The organism is Escherichia sp. WS1451 (assembly GCF_046487365.1).
Taxonomy (GTDB): Bacteria; Pseudomonadota; Gammaproteobacteria; order Enterobacterales; family Enterobacteriaceae; genus Escherichia; species Escherichia coli.
Genome location: NZ_JBJQJP010000002.1, coordinates 476,308 through 491,164 on the forward strand (window position 1 = coordinate 476,308; position 14,857 = coordinate 491,164).

The 14,857-nt window shown below is 49.8% G+C and carries 13 protein-coding genes; 12 read left to right on the plus strand and 1 reads right to left on the minus strand.

Features of this window, described 5'->3' with window-relative positions; translation table 11 throughout:
• Nucleotides 1–65: 65 nt before the first annotated feature.
• The 10 genes from gadC (at nucleotide 66) to ACJHX7_RS05195 (ending at nucleotide 13,455) form a co-directional block, all read left to right on the plus strand.
• Complete coding sequence (gadC, locus tag ACJHX7_RS05150; RefSeq protein WP_000246009.1) at nucleotides 66–1,601, plus strand: acid resistance gamma-aminobutyrate antiporter GadC; 1,536 nt, start codon at nucleotides 66–68, stop codon at nucleotides 1,599–1,601.
• Nucleotides 1,602–1,731: 130 nt separating this feature from the next.
• Nucleotides 1,732–3,051, plus strand: coding sequence for a family 10 glycosylhydrolase (locus ACJHX7_RS05155; RefSeq protein ID WP_094030487.1), 1,320 nt, complete (start codon nucleotides 1,732–1,734; stop codon nucleotides 3,049–3,051).
• A gap of 375 nt (nucleotides 3,052–3,426) precedes the next feature.
• The gene (gene dosC / locus ACJHX7_RS05160; protein WP_000426277.1) at nucleotides 3,427–4,809 is read left to right on the plus strand and encodes a diguanylate cyclase DosC; all 1,383 of its coding nucleotides are present in this window, start codon (nucleotides 3,427–3,429) and stop codon (nucleotides 4,807–4,809) included.
• 24 nt (nucleotides 4,810–4,833) lie between these two features.
• The gene (dosP, locus tag ACJHX7_RS05165) at nucleotides 4,834–7,233 is read left to right on the plus strand and encodes an oxygen-sensing cyclic-di-GMP phosphodiesterase DosP (protein ID WP_077517065.1); all 2,400 of its coding nucleotides are present in this window, start codon (nucleotides 4,834–4,836) and stop codon (nucleotides 7,231–7,233) included.
• Between the two features lie 257 nt (nucleotides 7,234–7,490).
• The gene (gene ddpX / locus ACJHX7_RS05170) at nucleotides 7,491–8,072 is read left to right on the plus strand and encodes a D-alanyl-D-alanine dipeptidase (protein WP_001285824.1); all 582 of its coding nucleotides are present in this window, start codon (nucleotides 7,491–7,493) and stop codon (nucleotides 8,070–8,072) included.
• A gap of 13 nt (nucleotides 8,073–8,085) precedes the next feature.
• Nucleotides 8,086–9,636, plus strand: coding sequence for an ABC transporter substrate-binding protein (locus tag ACJHX7_RS05175; RefSeq protein WP_094030486.1), 1,551 nt, complete (start codon nucleotides 8,086–8,088; stop codon nucleotides 9,634–9,636).
• 1 nt (nucleotide 9,637) lies between these two features.
• The gene (locus ACJHX7_RS05180) at nucleotides 9,638–10,660 is read left to right on the plus strand and encodes an ABC transporter permease (RefSeq protein WP_410231538.1); all 1,023 of its coding nucleotides are present in this window, start codon (nucleotides 9,638–9,640) and stop codon (nucleotides 10,658–10,660) included.
• A complete protein-coding gene (ddpC, locus tag ACJHX7_RS05185) occupies nucleotides 10,657–11,553 on the plus strand; it encodes a D,D-dipeptide ABC transporter permease (protein ID WP_000979620.1) in 897 nt (298 codons plus the stop codon). Before ACJHX7_RS05180 ends, ddpC begins: the two co-directional genes overlap by 4 nt.
• Nucleotides 11,550–12,536, plus strand: a complete 987-nt coding sequence (locus ACJHX7_RS05190) for an ABC transporter ATP-binding protein (RefSeq protein ID WP_094030485.1) — start codon at nucleotides 11,550–11,552, stop codon at nucleotides 12,534–12,536. The genes ddpC and ACJHX7_RS05190 overlap by 4 nt, the downstream gene beginning before the upstream one ends.
• Nucleotides 12,529–13,455 carry an ABC transporter ATP-binding protein gene (locus tag ACJHX7_RS05195; RefSeq protein WP_077737838.1) on the plus strand — a complete coding sequence of 309 codons (927 nt, stop codon included), beginning with the start codon at nucleotides 12,529–12,531 and terminating at the stop codon, nucleotides 13,453–13,455. Before ACJHX7_RS05190 ends, ACJHX7_RS05195 begins: the two co-directional genes overlap by 8 nt.
• A 55-nt stretch (nucleotides 13,456–13,510) precedes the next feature.
• Here the strand turns inward: ACJHX7_RS05195 and osmC are convergent, their stop codons facing one another.
• Nucleotides 13,511–13,942, minus strand: a complete 432-nt coding sequence (gene osmC, locus ACJHX7_RS05200) for a peroxiredoxin OsmC (RefSeq protein ID WP_000152305.1) — start codon at nucleotides 13,940–13,942, stop codon at nucleotides 13,511–13,513.
• A gap of 344 nt (nucleotides 13,943–14,286) precedes the next feature.
• On the opposite strand from osmC, the gene bdm reads away from it, so the two are divergent.
• On the plus strand, nucleotides 14,287–14,502 hold the full coding sequence (gene bdm / locus ACJHX7_RS05205; protein ID WP_000495766.1) for a biofilm-dependent modulation protein: 216 nt from the start codon (nucleotides 14,287–14,289) through the stop codon (nucleotides 14,500–14,502).
• Between the two features lie 101 nt (nucleotides 14,503–14,603).
• Nucleotides 14,604–14,741 (plus strand): stationary-phase-induced ribosome-associated protein, encoded by a 138-nt coding sequence (sra, locus tag ACJHX7_RS05210; RefSeq protein ID WP_000841554.1) that lies wholly within the window; start codon nucleotides 14,604–14,606, stop codon nucleotides 14,739–14,741.
• The last annotated feature ends 116 nt before the right edge of the window (nucleotides 14,742–14,857 follow it).

Sequence of the window (14,857 nt, forward strand, 5' to 3'; positions counted from 1 at the left end):
TTCTGAATACGCTTCAGAACAAAACAGGTGCGGTTCCGACAGGAATACCGTTTTAGGGGGATAATATGGCTACATCAGTACAGACAGGTAAAGCTAAGCAGCTCACATTACTCGGATTCTTTGCCATAACGGCATCGATGGTAATGGCTGTTTATGAATACCCTACCTTCGCAACATCGGGCTTTTCATTAGTCTTCTTCCTGCTATTAGGCGGGATTTTATGGTTTATTCCCGTGGGACTTTGTGCTGCGGAAATGGCTACCGTCGACGGCTGGGAAGAAGGTGGCGTCTTCGCCTGGGTATCAAATACTTTGGGGCCGAGATGGGGATTTGCAGCGATCTCATTTGGTTATCTGCAAATCGCCATTGGTTTTATTCCGATGCTCTATTTCGTGTTAGGGGCACTCTCCTACATCCTGAAATGGCCAGCGCTGAATGAAGACCCCATTACCAAAACTATTGCAGCACTCATCATTCTTTGGGCGCTGGCATTAACGCAGTTTGGTGGCACGAAATACACGGCGCGCATTGCTAAAGTTGGCTTCTTCGCCGGTATCCTGTTACCTGCATTTATTTTGATCGCATTAGCGGCTATTTATCTGCACTCCGGTGCCCCCGTTGCTATCGAAATGGATGCGAAGACCTTCTTCCCTGACTTCTCTAAAGTGGGCACCCTGGTTGTATTTGTTGCCTTCATTTTGAGTTATATGGGCGTTGAAGCTTCCGCAACCCACGTCAATGAAATGAGCAACCCCGGGCGCGACTATCCACTGGCTATGTTACTGCTGATGGTAGCGGCAATCTGCTTAAGCTCTGTTGGCGGTTTGTCTATTGCGATGGTCATTCCGGGTAATGAAATCAACCTCTCCGCAGGGGTAATGCAAACCTTTACCGTTCTGATGTCACATGTGGCACCGGAAATTGAGTGGACGGTTCGCGTGATCTCCGCACTGCTGTTGCTGGGTGTTCTGGCGGAAATCGCTTCCTGGATTGTTGGTCCTTCTCGCGGGATGTATGTCACAGCGCAGAAAAACCTGCTGCCAGCAGCATTCGCTAAAATGAACAAAAATGGCGTACCGGTAACGCTGGTCATTTCGCAGCTGGTGATTACTTCTATCGCGTTGATCATCCTCACCAATACCGGTGGCGGTAACAACATGTCCTTCCTGATCGCACTGGCACTGACGGTGGTGATTTATCTGTGTGCTTATTTCATGCTGTTTATTGGCTACATTGTGTTGGTTCTTAAACATCCTGACTTAAAACGCACATTTAATATCCCTGGTGGTAAAGGGGTGAAACTGGTCGTGGCTATTGTCGGTCTGCTGACTTCAATTATGGCGTTTATTGTTTCCTTCCTGCCGCCGGATAACATCCAGGGTGACTCTACCGATATGTATGTTGAATTACTGGTCGTGAGTTTCCTGGTGGTACTTGCCCTGCCCTTTATTCTCTATGCTGTTCATGATCGTAAAGGCAAAGGGAATACCGGCGTTACTCTGGAGCCAATCAACAGTCAGAACGCACCAAAAGGTCACTTCTTCCTGCACCCGCGTGCACGTTCACCACACTATATTGTGATGAATGACAAGAAACACTAACCATGTCTGAATGGTTATAAGACAAGGGAGCGATAATTCATCGCTCCCTTTTTCGTGCTTGCTGTCGTATTGACTTAACCGGGATAAGTACGAGAATGAGCGCACATCTGTTTACCGGAAACCAGCACATATGGATATCTGCTCCCGAAACGAGAAATTAGCGATTAGAAGACCAGCGATACTGGTTGCACTGGCACTTTTACTGTGTAGTTGTAAAAGCACGCCTCCAGAGTCCATGGTGACACCACCAGCGGGTTCAAAGCCACCAGCCACGACGCAACAATCGTCACAACCGATGCGTGGCATCTGGCTGGCCACGGTGTCTCGCCTCGACTGGCCACCGGTTTCCTCGGTTAACATTAGTAACCCCACCAGCCGGGCCCGTGTACAACAACAGGCGATGATCGACAAACTGGATCATCTGCAACGTCTCGGCATAAACACGGTCTTTTTCCAGGTCAAGCCAGACGGTACCGCCCTGTGGCCATCGAAAATTTTGCCGTGGTCCGATCTTATGACCGGTAAGATTGGTGAAAATCCGGGTTACGATCCGCTGCAATTCATGCTCGACGAAGCCCACAAGCGTGGGATGAAAGTACACGTCTGGTTTAACCCCTATCGCGTATCGGTTAATACGAAGCCCGGTACTATCAGGGAACTGAATAGCACCCTGTCTCAACAACCGGCGAGCGTCTATGTGCAACACCGCGACTGGATCAGAACGTCCGGCGATCGCTTTGTCCTCGACCCGGGCATACCTGAGGTTCAGGACTGGATCACATCAATAGTTGCAGAAGTGGTTTCCCGCTATCCGGTAGATGGCGTGCAGTTTGACGACTATTTCTATACTGAGTCGCCAGGTTCACGGCTAAATGATAATGAAACGTACCGCAAATACGGCGGCGCATTTGCGTCAAAAGCAGACTGGCGGCGCAACAATACTCAGCAGTTAATTGCGAAGGTATCGCACACCATTAAAAGCATTAAGCCGGAAGTCGAATTTGGCGTTAGCCCGGCAGGCGTGTGGCGTAACCGATCACACGATCCGCTCGGTTCCGATACCCGAGGCGCGGCAGCCTATGACGAATCCTACGCTGATACCCGTCGATGGGTGGAACAAGGGTTGCTGGATTACATTGCTCCCCAAATTTACTGGCCGTTCTCACGGAGTGCCGCACGTTATGACGTGTTGGCAAAATGGTGGGCGGATGTCGTTAAACCGACCAGGACCCGCCTGTATATCGGTATCGCCTTCTATAAAGTGGGTGAACCTTCAAAGATAGAGCCAGACTGGATGATTAACGGCGGCGTACCGGAACTGAAAAAGCAGCTCGATCTTAACGATGCCGTGCCAGAAATTAGCGGCACAATCTTGTTCCGTGAGGACTATCTGAATAAGCCACAGACTCAACAAGCGGTCAGCTATCTGCAAAGTCGTTGGGGCAGTTAAACTCCCATTCTTACTTTGTAACAAGCCGGTGCTTTCCCCCCGGCTTGTTACCCTCTTGAAATATCCCACTAGTAATCATGCTTACTTAAGTCAAATTAACTACGCAATTAACCACACTTAGTTAAACAGTCATAAATCCCCTAATAAAAATGTATGAATATGAAAAAACATACGATATTCGCTGTCACCGAAAAATAATTACGATGGGCTATACTCTTCTGAAGAACAGTAGCGTAGATTGAAACTGTCCTAAGTCGCTTATTTGTTTTCAGTATATCTTCATATTTCAGGAGAGTATGGTGCAGTTAGTCGATCTCGCACGTTGCGTTTCGTTTTGATTCCGTCTGCTTTCCCAGCCTTATAAGGGTGTGAATTATGGAGATGTATTTTAAAAGAATGAAAGATGAGTGGACCGGGCTTGTCGAACAAGCAGATCCGCTCATTCGTGCTAAAGCCGCGGAAATTGCCGTTGCGCATGCTCATTATCTGAGTATTGAGTTTTATCGAATTGTCCGCATCGACCCGCATGCCGAAGAATTCTTGAGTAATGAACAAGTTGAGCGGCAGTTGAAAAGTGCGATGGAACGCTGGATTATTAACGTGCTTTCTGCCCAGGTTGACGATGTCGAAAGGCTAATACAAATCCAGCATACCGTCGCGGAAGTGCATGCCCGCATAGGAATTCCGGTAGAAATTGTCGAGATGGGGTTTCGGGTGCTGAAAAAAATCCTCTATCCGGTAATCTTCTCTTCGGATTATTCCGCCGCAGAAAAACTTCAGGTCTACCATTTCTCGATTAACAGTATTGATATCGCTATGGAAGTGATGACCCGCGCGTTTACCTTTAGTGACAGTAGTGCCTCAAAGGAAGATGAAAACTATCGTATCTTCTCGTTACTGGAAAACGCCGAAGAAGAAAAAGAACGGCAAATAGCCTCAATACTTTCATGGGAAATAGATATTATCTATAAAGTCCTGCTGGATTCTGATTTAGGCAGTAGTTTGCCTTTAAGCCAGGCTGATTTTGGCCTGTGGTTTAACCATAAAGGTCGACATTATTTTAGCGGCATAGCCGAAGTGGGCCATATCTCCCGTCTGATTCAGGATTTCGACGGTATTTTCAATCAAACCATGCGTAACACCAGGAATTTGAATAACAGAAGTTTACGGGTGAAATTTTTATTACAGATAAGAAATACCGTATCGCAAATTATTACCTTGTTGCGTGAATTGTTTGAAGAAGTATCGCGCCACGAAGTCGGTATGGATGTCCTGACGAAATTACTTAACCGCCGTTTCCTGCCGACGATCTTCAAACGCGAAATTGCCCATGCCAACCGGACCGGTACACCGCTGTCAGTGCTGATTATTGACGTTGATAAATTCAAAGAGATTAACGATACGTGGGGCCATAACACTGGCGATGAAATTCTGCGTAAAGTCTCTCAGGCCTTTTATGACAACGTCCGCAGTAGTGATTATGTTTTCCGCTACGGTGGCGATGAATTTATCATTGTTTTGACTGAAGCTTCGGAAAACGAAACGTTACGTACCGCAGAACGTATTCGCAGTCGGGTGGAGAAAACCAAACTGAAAGCCGCAAACGGCGAGGATATTGCCCTCTCACTTTCCATCGGTGCCGCCATGTTTAATGGTCATCCTGACTATGAGCGCCTCATTCAAATAGCCGATGAAGCTCTGTATATCGCCAAAAGACGAGGTAGAAACCGTGTTGAACTCTGGAAAGCCAGTCTTTAGATGCGTCAGGATGCAGAGGTAATTATGAAGCTAACCGATGCGGATAATGCCGCCGATGGCATTTTTTTCCCCGCCCTTGAGCAAAATATGATGGGTGCGGTGTTAATTAACGAAAATGATGAAGTGATGTTTTTCAACCCCGCCGCAGAGAAGCTCTGGGGGTACAAACGTGAAGAAGTCATTGGCAATAACATTGATATGCTGATTCCGCGGGATTTGCGTCCTGCGCATCCTGAATACATTCGTCATAACCGTGAAGGCGGTAAAGCGCGCGTCGAGGGGATGAGTCGGGAGCTGCAGCTGGAGAAAAAAGACGGCAGTAAAATCTGGACCCGTTTTGCGCTATCGAAAGTGAGCGCCGAGGGGAAAGTTTATTACCTGGCGCTGGTACGGGATGCCAGCGTAGAAATGGCGCAAAAAGAACAGACCCGACAATTGATTATTGCCGTTGACCATCTCGACCGACCGGTGATTGTCCTCGATCCGGAACGCCATATTGTGCAGTGCAATCGCGCATTTACCGAAATGTTTGGTTACTGCATTAGCGAAGCCAGCGGTATGCAGCCCGATTCACTCCTTAACATTCCTGAATTCCCTGCCGATAACCGCATTCGTTTACAACAGTTGCTTTGGAAAACCGCCCGCGATCAGGACGAATTTCTGCTATTGACGCGCACCGGTGAAAAAATCTGGATTAAAGCCTCTATCAGCCCGGTTTATGACGTGCTCGCGCATCTGCAGAACCTGGTAATGACCTTCTCGGATATCACCGAAGAACGGCAAATCCGCCAGCTTGAAGGCAATATTCTCGCCGCCATGTGCAGCAGCCCGCCATTTCATGAAATGGGGGAAATCATTTGTCGTAACATCGAATCTGTACTCAACGAATCGCATGTTTCGCTGTTCGCGCTGCGCAACGGGATGCCGATACACTGGGCGTCATCTTCGCACGGTACAGAAGTTCAAAATGCGCAAAGCTGGTCAGCGACCATTCGTCAGCGTGATGGCGCGCCGGCGGGGATCCTGCAAATTAAAACCTCGTCAGGAGCAGAAACCAGCGCCTTTATCGAACGCGTGGCAGATATCAGCCAGCATATGGCCGCGCTGGCGCTGGAACAGGAAAAAAGCCGTCAGCATATTGAACAACTCATCCAATTTGATCCGATGACCGGTCTGCCAAATCGCAATAACCTGCACAATTACCTCGATGACCTGGTCGACAAAGCCGTCTCTCCAGTGGTGTATCTCATCGGTGTTGACCATATTCAGGATGTGATTGATAGCCTTGGCTATGCGTGGGCCGATCAGGCATTGCTGGAAGTGGTCAATCGCTTTCGTGAAAAACTCAAACCGGATCAATATCTCTGTCGTATCGAAGGTACGCAGTTTGTCCTCGTGAGCCTCGAAAACGACGTCAGTAACATTACGCAGATCGCCGATGAGCTACGGAATGTGGTCAGCAAGCCGATAATGATTGACGATAAACCATTCCCGCTCACCTTGAGCATTGGCATCAGCTACGACGTGGGTAAAAACCGCGATTACCTGCTCTCCACTGCTCACAATGCAATGGATTTTATTCGCAAAAATGGCGGTAACGGCTGGCAGTTCTTCAGCCCGGCGATGAACGAAATGGTAAAAGAGCGTTTGGTTTTAGGCGCGGCGCTGAAAGAAGCAATTAGCAATAACCAACTGAAACTGGTTTACCAGCCACAAATCTTCGCAGAAACGGGTGAACTGTACGGCATCGAAGCCCTTGCTCGCTGGCACGATCCCCTGCATGGTCATGTGCCCCCTTCACGGTTTATTCCTCTCGCAGAAGAGATCGGTGAAATCGAAAATATTGGACGCTGGGTCATCGCGGAAGCTTGCCGTCAGTTAGCAGAATGGCGTAGCCAGAATATTCATATCCCGGCGTTATCCGTGAACTTGTCGGCGCTGCACTTTCGCAGTAATCAGCTGCCTAATCAGGTGTCTGATGCAATGCAAGCCTGGGGTATTGACGGCCACCAGCTGACGGTAGAAATCACGGAAAGCATGATGATGGAACACGATACCGAAATCTTTAAGCGCATTCAGATCCTGCGCGATATGGGCGTGGGCTTATCGGTAGATGATTTTGGCACGGGCTTTTCCGGATTATCCCGCTTAGTCAGTCTTCCGGTAACGGAAATCAAAATTGACAAAAGTTTTGTCGATCGTTGTCTGACGGAAAAACGCATCCTTGCCTTACTTGAAGCCATTACCAGCATTGGGCAAAGCCTTAATTTAACCGTCGTGGCGGAAGGCGTCGAAACCAAAGAGCAATTTGAGATGCTACGCAAGATCCACTGTCGCGTTATTCAGGGATATTTCTTTTCCCGCCCCCTACCCGCCGAAGAAATTCCAGGCTGGATGAGCAGTGTGTTACCGCTGAAAATCTGACAAATTCCTCTCGCCCGCACTCGCGGGTTTTCCTTTAACGTGACACTGTCACTTAAATACTGTGATTTCAGCTACGATTCCGGGAGATTCCTTCCTTAACTTCCCCTCTTGCACCAAAACTGCACTACGCTGCACAAATGTTGATCAAAAGTTAAAAAATATAACTTTAAGCCAGCATTCTGGCGCTTATCCCGGCGTGGCATGAGATCTGCATAAGCGGAAAGCGCAGCAATTTTTGTCTTATACAGGAACCGTTTATGTCGGATACCACCGAACTGGTTGATCTAGCCGTGATCTTCCCTGATCTGGAGATCGAATTGAAATACGCCTGCGCTGATAACATCACAGGCAAAGCTATTTATCAGCAAGCGCGTTGTCTGTTACACAAGGATGCGATTACCGCGCTGGCGAAAAGTATCAGTATCGCCCAGCTGTCAGGCTTACAACTGGTGATTTACGATGCGTATCGCCCACAACAAGCACAGGCGATGTTGTGGCAAGCCTGCCCAGACCCGCAATATGTTGTTGATGTGGCGGTCGGTTCTAATCACAGCCGTGGCACGGCGATCGACCTGACGCTTCGTGATGAGCACGGGAACATACTGGATATGGGTGCAGAGTTCGATGAAATGCACGAACGTTCCCATGCTTATCACCCTTCCGTCCCGCCAGCTGCTCAGCGCAATCGGCTGTTGCTGAATGCGATTATGACTGGCGGTGGCTTTGTCGGTATCCCGAGCGAATGGTGGCACTTCGAATTACCCCAGGCAGCGAGTTACCCACTACTCGCTGATCAATTCACCTGTTTTATATCCCCTGGCACACAGCACGCCAGTTAATCAGGAAACTGTCATGAAGAGATCGATTTTGTTTCGTCCTACATTGCTCGCGATCGTCCTTGCCACAACAATGCCGGTTGCACACGCCGCCGTACCGAAAGATATGCTGGTGATCGGTAAAGCTGCCGACCCACAAACCCTCGACCCAGCGGTGACAATTGATAATAACGACTGGACAGTGACCTACCCGTCTTATCAGCGACTGGTTCAGTACAAAACGGACGGTGATAAAGGCTCAACCGACGTTGAAGGCGATCTGGCAAGTAGCTGGAAAGCGTCTGACGATCAAAAAGAGTGGACGTTCACCCTGAAGGACAATGCTAAATTTGCCGATGGTACACCTGTCACTGCCGAAGCAGTAAAACTCTCTTTTGAGCGGTTACTAAAAATCGGCCAGGGGCCAGCAGAAGCATTTCCCAAAGATTTAAAGATTGATGCTCCCGACGAACATACAGTGAGGTTTACCCTTAGCCAGCCATTCGCACCGTTCCTCTACACGCTGGCGAATGACGGTGCATCCATTATCAATCCGGCGGTCTTAAAGGAGCATGCGGCGGATGATGCCCGTGGTTTCCTCGCGCAAAATACCGCTGGCTCCGGACCGTTTATGCTGAAAAGCTGGCAAAAAGGTCAGCAATTAGTTCTGGTGCCAAATCCGCATTACCCCGGCAATAAACCGAATTTCAAACGGGTATCGGTAAAAATTATCGGTGAAAGTGCTTCCCGTCGCCTGCAGCTCTCCCGTGGCGACATTGACATTGCCGATGCGCTGCCGGTGGATCAACTCAACGCACTGAAGCAGGAAAACAAAGTCAATGTGGCAGAGTATCCGTCACTGCGCGTCACCTATCTGTATCTGAATAACAGCAAAGCGCCACTTAATCAGGCGGATCTGCGTCGGGCCATTTCCTGGTCTACCGATTATCAGGGTATGGTTAACGGCATTCTGAGTGGTAACGGAAAACAAATGCGCGGCCCGATTCCGGAAGGCATGTGGGGATACGATGCGACGGCAATGCAATACAACCATGACGAAACGAAAGCCAAAGCCGAATGGGATAAAGTGACGAGCAAACCCACCAGCCTGACGTTTCTCTATTCTGATAATGATCCGAACTGGGAGCCTATTGCTCTGGCGACACAATCCAGTCTCAACAAGCTGGGCATCAACGTGAAGCTGGAAAAGCTGGCGAACGCCACCATGCGCGACAGAGTGGGTAAAGGTGATTACGACATCGCGATTGGCAACTGGAGTCCGGATTTTGCCGACCCGTATATGTTTATGAATTACTGGTTTGAGTCCGACAAAAAAGGTCTGCCGGGTAACCGCTCGTTCTATGAAAACAGTGAGGTCGATAAGTTACTGCGCAATGCGCTAGCGACCACCGACCAGACGCAGCGTACCCGGCACTACCAGCAGGCACAGAAAATCGTCATTGATGACGCTGCTTATGTGTACCTGTTCCAGAAAAACTACCAACTGGCGATGAACAAAGAGGTGAAAGGCTTTGTGTTCAATCCCATGCTGGAACAGGTCTTCAATATCAATACTATGAGTAAATAACGTGACCTTCTGGAGTATTTTACGCCAACGCTGCTGGGGGCTGGTGCTCGTGGTGGCGGGCGTCTGCGTGATTACGTTTATTATCTCGCACCTGATCCCCGGCGATCCGGCGCGGTTACTGGCGGGTGACCGCGCCAGCGATGCTATCGTGGAAAATATTCGCCAGCAACTGGGGCTGGACCAGCCACTGTACGTACAGTTTTACCGCTACGTCAGCGATCTGTTTCAGGGTGACCTGGGAACATCCATTCGTACCGGGCGTCCGGTGCTGGAAGAGTTGCGTATATTTTTCCCGGCGACGCTGGAACTGGCATTTTGCGCGCTGCTGCTGGCACTCCTGATTGGCATCCCGTTGGGCATACTCTCTGCAGTCTGGCGAAATCGCTGGCTGGATCATCTGGTGCGAATAATGGCCATTACCGGAATCTCCACACCTGCGTTCTGGCTTGGGCTGGGCGTCATTGTGCTGTTTTATGGTCATCTGCAAATTCTTCCCGGCGGCGGAAGGCTTGATGACTGGCTGGATCCACCAACGCACGTTACCGGCTTTTATCTGCTCGATGCGCTGCTTGAAGGCAACGGTGAAGTCTTCTTCAATGCGCTGCAACATCTCATCTTACCGGCATTAACGCTGGCGTTCGTTCACCTGGGAATTGTCGCTCGCCAGATCCGCTCAGCGATGCTGGAACAATTGAGTGAAGATTACATTCGTACCGCCCGTGCCAGCTGCTTGCCCGGCTGGTATATCGTTTTATGTTATGCGCTACCCAATGCGTTGATCCCCTCGATTACCGTATTGGGACTGGCGCTGGGCGATTTGTTGTATGGCGCAGTGCTCACCGAAACCGTTTTTGCCTGGCCCGGAATGGGTGCATGGGTAGTAACATCAATACAGGCGCTCGACTTCCCGGCAGTGATGGGCTTTGCCGTCGTGGTTTCGTTTGCTTATGTGCTGGTGAACCTGGTGGTGGATTTGCTCTATTTGTGGATTGATCCGCGTATCGGACGTGGAGGTGGTGAATGATGCTAAGCGAGGAAACGTCCGCCGTACGCCCACAAAAACAAACGCGATTTAACGGTGCAAAACTGGTATGGATGCTGAAAGGCAGCCCGCTCACCGTGACCGGCGCAGTCATCATTGTATTAATGCTATTGATGATGATTTTTTCACCGTGGCTGGCGACGCATGATCCCAACGCCATTGATTTAACCGCCCGCCTTTTGCCGCCTTCTGCGGCGCACTGGTTTGGCACCGATGAAGTGGGACGCGATCTGTTCAGCCGCGTACTGGTCGGCAGTCAGCAATCAATTCTCGCCGGATTAGTGGTGGTCGCCATTGCAGGTATGATGGGGTCGCTACTCGGGTGTCTATCCGGTGTGCTTGGCGGACGCGCAGACGCGATTATCATGCGCATCATGGACATTATGCTGTCGATTCCTTCGCTGGTACTGACAATGGCACTGGCAGCCGCTCTCGGGCCGAGTTTGTTTAACGCCATGCTGGCGATTGCTATTGTGCGAATTCCCTTTTATGTGCGCCTGGCGCGGGGGCAAACATTAGTTGTTCGCCAGTATACCTATGTTCAGGCGGCGAAAACCTTTGGTGCGTCGCGTTGGCATCTGATCAACTGGCATATTTTACGTAACTCCCTGCCGCCGCTGATTGTGCAGGCATCGCTGGATATCGGTAGCGCGATTTTAATGGCCGCCACGTTGGGATTTATTGGCCTTGGTGCTCAACAACCGAGTGCTGAATGGGGGGCGATGGTGGCGAATGGTCGCAACTATGTGCTCGATCAATGGTGGTATTGCGCATTTCCGGGGGCAGCGATTTTGCTTACCGCCGTCGGGTTTAATCTCTTTGGCGATGGTATTCGCGATCTGCTTGACCCGAAAGCAGGAGGAAAGCAGTCATGACCCAACCCGTTCTGGACATTCAACAACTGCATTTGAGTTTCCCCGGTTTTAACGGCGACGTTCACGCGCTCAACAATGTGTCATTGAAAATCAACCGCGGTGAAATTGTCGGTCTGGTGGGAGAATCCGGCTCGGGTAAATCAGTCACTGCAATGTTGATTATGCGTCTGTTACCGACGGGCAGTTATTGCGTACATCGAGGACATATTTCACTGCTGGGAGAAGATGTTCTTAACGCTCGGGAAAAGCAGCTTCGTCAGTGGCGCGGCGCACGAGTGGCGATGATCTTTCAGGAACCGATGACCGCCCTCAATCCGACACGTCGAATAGGTCTTCAGATGATGGACGTGATCCGCCATCATCAACCAATAAGTCGTCGGGAAGCCAGAGCTAAAGCGATTGCCCTGCTGGAAGAGATGCAAATCCCGGATGCCGTGGAAGTTATGTCGCGCTATCCGTTTGAGCTTTCAGGTGGTATGCGCCAGCGGGTAATGATTGCGCTGGCATTCTCCTGCGAGCCGCAATTGATTATTGCCGACGAACCGACTACGGCGCTGGACGTCACGGTACAGTTGCAGGTACTGCGTCTGCTTAAACATAAAGCCCGCGCCAGTGGAACTGCGGTACTGTTCATCAGCCATGATATGGCCGTGGTGTCGCAACTGTGCGATAGCGTTTACGTGATGTATGCCGGAAGCGTGATTGAGAGCGGCGTGACGGCAGACGTTATCCATCATCCCCGGCATCCGTATACCATTGGTTTGCTGCAATGCGCACCGGAACATGGAATACCGCGCCAGCCATTACCCGCCATTCCGGGGACGGTACCAAACCTCACCTATTTGCCTGACGGCTGCGCTTTTCGAGATCGTTGCTATGCGGCAGGTGCACAGTGTGAAAACGTCCCGGCGCTAACAGCGTATGGTGACAACAACCACCGCTGCGCCTGTTGGTATCCGCAGCAGGAGGTCATTAGTGTCTGATACGTTATTAACGTTACGCGACGTCCATATCAATTTCCCTGCCCGAAAAAACTGGCTTGGTAAAACTACGGAACATGTTCATGCCATCAATGGTATTGATTTACAGATCCGTCGTGGTGAAACCTTAGGGATCGTCGGTGAGTCAGGCTGCGGCAAAAGCACCCTCGCACAGCTTTTAATGGGTATGCTGCAACCGAGCCACGGGCAGTACATCCGTTCAGGATCACAACGCATTATGCAGATGGTGTTTCAGGACCCGCTCTCTTCGCTTAATCCGCGCTTACCGGTGTGGCGCATCATCACGGAACCGCTCTGGATTGCTAAGCGTAGTAGTGAACAACAGCGGCGAGCGTTGGCAGAGGAGCTGGCTGTGCAGGTGGGTATTCGTCCGGAGTATCTCGACCGCTTGCCTCATGCGTTCTCAGGCGGGCAGCGGCAACGTATCGCCATTGCCAGAGCACTCTCTTCGCAGCCTGACGTGATTGTGCTTGATGAACCAACCTCGGCGCTGGATATCTCCGTGCAGGCGCAGATCCTCAATTTACTGGTAACGCTACAGGAAAATCGCGGGCTGACTTATGTGCTGATTTCACACAATGTCTCGGTGATACGTCATATGAGCGATCGGGTGGCGGTGATGTATCTCGGACAGATTGTGGAATTAGGAGACGCGCAACAGGTGCTGACAGCTCCGGCACATCCATACACCCGATTATTGCTGGATTCCCTCCCCGCCATTGATAAACCGCTGGAGGAAGAATGGGCATTACGTAAAACGGATCTACCAGGAAACCGCACGTTGCCACAAGGCTGTTTTTTCCGCGAACGTTGCCCTCTGGCAACCCACGGGTGTGAAGTCCGGCAATCATTAACAATAAGGGAGGACGGACGTGAGATCCGGTGCTGGCGGGCGCTGTAGAGACGCTAACAACGCATCAGGCAATCACGCGCCTGACGCGTCATACGGCAACGCTTTATGATTTCAACTGGTAATCAAGCGTAATTTCAGCTTTCAGTACCTGAGAAACCGGGCATCCTGCTTTTGCTTTCTGGATAATGCCGTCAAAAGTAGAGGCATCAATACCCGGCACCGCAACTTCGCTTTTCAGTGCGATTTTAGTAATCGCAAAACCGGCATCCACTTTATCCAGCGACACATCGGCGGTGGTATCAATCGATGTTGGCGTGAATCCCGCTTCCCCCAGCATTAATGAAAGCGCCATTGAGAAACATGCGGCATGCGCTGCGCCAATCAGTTCTTCAGGGTTGGTTCCTTTTTCGCCTTCAAAACGCGTGTTAAATCCATACGGCTGTTGGTTCAGCACGCCGCTCTCGGTGGATACAGTTCCCTTCCCGCGTTTGATATCGCCTTCCCAGTGTGCCTGACCTTTCTTATGGATTGTCATTGTTGCTCTCCTGTGGGCTTAAAAAGGAAATTATAGACTACGTGAGAAACCGCACGAGGATAAGCAGGTTATTCCGAATAAAATCCGGCGAAAATATTACTTCTGCACTTAAATTAAATTCCCACAATAGATTACCGGGAATATATATATCAAGAGATATTGCATCAATATCATTCAACTCACCACAATAATAATACCTATCAATATCATGGGGTTAAAATATAAAAATTATCAACCAGGACTAATCTTAACAACGAAGCGGCAAATATTTGCCATGCTGAATGTGCTTTATAAATCTGCGATCCGTAGCAGACACCATAAATACACAGACACGGAGAATCACTATGTTTACTTATTATCAGGCAGAAAATTCAACAGCAGAACCCGCTCTGGTTAATGCCATTGAGCAAGGCCTTCGGGCAGAGCACGGTGTTGTCACTGAAGATGACATTCTCATGGAGCTGACCAAATGGGTGGAAGCTTCTGATAACGACATCCTCAGTGATATCTACCAGCAAACGATCAATTATGTGGTCAGTGGCCAGCACCCTACACTTTAAGGTGCTATGCTTGATCGGCAACCTAATTTAGGGGTTTAGCACGTGTTTCTTCGCTACGGCGATGTTGTCCTTAAAACTAGCAACAGGATTGAGGAGTTAAAATGAAATCGAACCGTCAGGCACGTCATATTCTTGGACTGGACCATAAAATATCTAACCAGCGCAAAATAGTTACCGAAGGTGACAAATCCAGCGTGGTAAATAACCCAACCGGCAGAAAACGCCCCGCTGAAAAGTAATTCATAACCATCAGTCCTCAATGACGATTAAACACCATTGCCTGCGCAATGGTGTTTTTGTTTTTATCTGCTTTATACTTGGGGCCGACGCCCTGGCGGTAAAGCAAAGACGATAA